Below are 2,787 nucleotides of genomic sequence, written 5' to 3'. Positions count from 1 at the left end.
CCGGCTATCGATGTGACTTTGGATGAAGCAGCACTAGCGGAAATACGCAGAATAGCCGCCGAATAAGGCGAAGCCTTTCTGCTTATACTTTTTTAAAAAATAAACACGCGTTAAACCAGATCGGCCTCAGGCGCTAGTCGCAGGAGGCCGACCTTACTTAGAGAATAGAATGGACAGAGGGACTTCTGCGGAATTTGTGGTGCTGCGCAATAGGTTGAAGAGACAAGGGAAATTCTCGATTTTATATTCATGCAGCATGAATGGGGGTATAAGAATGGAATATAGAACGCTGGGAAAAACGGGCATTCAAGTTTCCAGTCTTTGTTTCGGGACGATGTCCTTTGGCGGTGCGGCCGATGAACAAACATCGGCTGCCATGTTTCAGCGGTGCCGGGAGCAGGGGATTAATTTCTTCGATACGGCTAATGTATATAACGAAGGCCGTTCGGAAGAAATACTAGGCAAATTAATTGCCGGCAGCCGGAATGAACTGGTGCTCACTTCCAAGGTATGTATGCCGACGGGGAAAGACGTGAACGCAAAAGGGTTATCCCGCCGGCATATGATGCTGGAGGTTGAAAAAAGTTTAAAACGATTGAACACCGACCGTCTGGATCTGTATTTCGTCCATCATTTCGATTCAAATACGGCAATGGAGGAAACGCTCAGAGCCTTGGACGATCTGCAGCAGCAAGGGAAAATTATTTATCCGGCTGTCAGCAATTGGGCAGCATGGCAAATCGCCAAGGCGCTCGGCATTTCTTCCAAGGAAAGCCTGGCCCGATTCGAATGCATTCAGCCCATGTACAATTTAGTCAAAAGGCAGGCGGAAGTGGAAATTCTACCTTTGGCGGAGTCCGAGAAGGTCGGTATTATTTCGTACAGCCCGCTCGGAGGCGGATTGCTGACCGGAAAATACGGATCCGGCAATAAATCGGTTCAAGGCCGTTTAGTTGAGCAGAAGATGTACGGCCTGCGGTATGGCGACAGCCAATATTACCAGAGCGCGGAACGATTCACTGAATATGCGCAGGTGCGCGAGCTGCATCCGGCATCCCTTGCCGTAGCATGGGTCATGTCTCATCCAGCGGTTACTGCGCCGATCATCGGAGCTCGCAATATGGAACAGCTTGAGCCTTCTCTTGCGGCACTGCAAATACAAATGACTCCGGAATGGCGCCAGGAAATTTCCGGGCTTTCGATAACGCCTCCGCCGGCAACGGATCGCAGGGAGGAAGCCATAGAATAGCTGGATTTTGGCATAATTCGGTCATTTATCTAGAGGAGGATTAGTGAATGGGAATGAGAGTCGTCGTTTTAGGCGGAACCGGTAATATCAGCACCAGCATTGTCAAATTGTTGTTGGAACAAGGGCATGACGTCACCTGCTACAATCGGGGCAATCACGCGGGGACGCCGAAAGAAGTCAGGGTCATTCGGGGCGATCGCAAGGACAGAGAAACGTTTGAAAAAACGATGCAGCAGGAATCATTCGACGTTGCGATCGACATGATCAGCTTCACAAAAGAAGATGCAGTCAGCAGCCTTGCCGCTTTCCGGGATGTCAAACAATTCATCCAGTGCTCGACTGTATGCACATACGGTATTGACTATGATTGGCTGCCTGTTTCGGAGGATCATCCTTTAAGGCCGGTAACGGGCTACGGAAGAGGGAAAGCTGCCGCGGATCATGCACTGTTGGAAGCTTATCATAAAGACGGTTTTCCCGTTACCATTATTAAACCTTCGACAACCTATGGACCGCAAATGGGCTTGATTCGTCAGGTCGCATGGGATTTTTCCTGGTTGGATCGCATTCGTAAAGGAAAACCGATTATCGTGAGCGGAGACGGTAAAGCTCTCCATTCCTTCTTGCATGTGGATGATGCGGCCAAGGGGTTTGCAGGGGTGATCGGCAAAGCGCACTGCATCGGGCAAACTTACAATCTGGTACCGCGCGGGTTTGTCACTTGGGAAGACCATCATCGCACGGCTATGAAGGTCTTGAGCCGGGAGGTGGAGCTGATCGGTGTTCCATTGCAAACTCTTGTTGCCATCGATCAGGAACGGTTTTCGATCTGCAGTGAAATTTTCGCCCATAATGTGTATTACAACGCAGACAAAATCTTCCGTGATGTTCCGGAATTCTCACCTGTCATTTCACTTGAAGAAGGGATGCGCCAAGTGATCGAGAACATGGACCGCAACGGCAAGATTCCGGATTCCAGTCGGGAAAGCTGGGAAGACGACATCGTCGATTCCTATCAGCAGCTATTTTCTGCTTTAAAGCTCAGATAAACCAGCCATCAAGCTTCGCTGATCGACGGAGCTTAGTTCTTCAGAATTGTGGACACACGGATGGCCGTATCATGAAAATACAAAAAAGAAGAATCGATTTGTTGGATATGGAGGAAAACCGGAAATGGATACATTGCTGACTTTGCAAGAAAAAGACCGAAAGCTTGGTGAAATTTTAAGGGAAATGGGCCGCGTTATGATTGCCTTTTCCGGAGGGGTCGACAGTACGTTCGTCCTGAAACGCGCGAAACAGGAGCTAGGTGATCAGGTGCTCGCCATAACGGCTGCGTCGGAGACGTTCCCGACCCGTGAATTCGACGCTGCGGTGAAGCTTGCCGCCGATATAGGGGTTCAGACCTATAAAACGGAAGTGAAGGAATTCGAAAACGCCAGCTTCGTTGCCAACAACCCGGACCGCTGTTATCACTGCAAAACCGGGCTGTATACTCACCTGCAGGAGGTTGCGGCGAAATTGGATTATCCTTATTT

3 protein-coding genes are annotated in these 2,787 nt (G+C 49.6%); all 3 read left to right on the top strand.

Annotated elements, in window-relative coordinates; translation table 11 throughout:
* Nucleotides 1-274 precede the first annotated feature (274 nt).
* The gene (locus tag ACFPYJ_RS28545) at nucleotides 275-1,249 is read left to right on the top strand and encodes an aldo/keto reductase (protein ID WP_379191650.1); all 975 of its coding nucleotides are present in this window, start codon (nucleotides 275-277) and stop codon (nucleotides 1,247-1,249) included.
* 47 nt (nucleotides 1,250-1,296) lie between these two features.
* Nucleotides 1,297-2,298, top strand: coding sequence for an NAD-dependent epimerase/dehydratase family protein (locus ACFPYJ_RS28540; RefSeq protein WP_379191649.1), 1,002 nt, complete (start codon nucleotides 1,297-1,299; stop codon nucleotides 2,296-2,298).
* A 124-nt stretch (nucleotides 2,299-2,422) separates the two neighbouring features.
* Nucleotides 2,423-2,787: asparagine synthase-related protein (locus ACFPYJ_RS28535; protein WP_379191648.1), on the top strand; the 365-nt coding region annotated here is incomplete at its 3' end.

It is taken from the genome of Paenibacillus solisilvae (genome assembly GCF_042656405.1).
Classification (GTDB): domain Bacteria; phylum Bacillota; class Bacilli; order Paenibacillales; family Paenibacillaceae; genus Paenibacillus_Z; species Paenibacillus_Z solisilvae.
The sequence above is the reverse complement of the archived record's forward strand: the minus strand, read 5'-3'. Positions and strand labels throughout refer to the sequence as shown.